Genomic DNA, 729 nt, shown 5'->3' with positions numbered 1-729 from the left:
GATCTATAGAACCAGCTACCTGACGTTGGGTGCAGCACGAGCGGATGTGTTTGGCTACATCGAGCAACGCCATAATCCAAGGGTGCGACGAAGAGTGACCAGGCAAGATCAGAATGTTGCAGCCCTTCTCTTACAACCGTCCGTGATATCTGGGGTAGAACCCAGCCCCCTTGACGGAAGGGGGAGTAGCCCGTGGCGACCCCCGCCCGGACGGACACGCGGACTGAAGTGCTCTGGATATCCCAGTAGATCGTGACGAAGGGCGAGTGATCGCCGACCAAGCAGCTCCCTTCCGAGCTAATGCGGAGCAACTTCGCCAAAGAAGGTGGCGATCTCGGGGACCAGTTGTCGAGCGTCTCGCTGGGGCAAAAAAGGAAGGTTTGGAAGCCCTGGATCAACACAGAGTCTCGGTCTGAGGATGATTGGCTCGAGTCCGGTACCGGTAAAGGACTGCCTGTTGGACTAACCATTCCATCGCCTTGCACGCCAGAGTCGCTGGTAGATGGTCGAGCTGGACCAACTTACGGCATGGACGTGCAGTGTGTCAGATCGAGGACCTTTATCCTTCAAGGGTGGCGGTTGGACCAACTATTCCAGTCGACCAAGCAGACGGATACGAAGGGGTGGCCCAGCCGGGCTACCCCTTTTTTCATGCCGCGCCCGGTAGAGCCACCCCATGGGTGGCTGCGTGATTCCCCGGTGGAAGCGCAGCCACCCATGGGGTCGCTC

The 729-nt window shown here is 58.7% G+C and carries 1 pseudogene; it reads left to right on the top strand.

Going from position 1 to position 729, the window contains the following annotated elements:
• Positions 1-154, top strand: a pseudogene (locus tag ACXJKH_RS21630) (IS3 family transposase); the annotation flags it as partial.
• Positions 155-729 lie beyond the last annotated feature (575 nt).

Source organism: Stenotrophomonas sp. P5_B8, assembly GCF_054049855.1.
The sequence above is the reverse complement of the archived record's forward strand: the minus strand, read 5'-3'. Positions and strand labels throughout refer to the sequence as shown.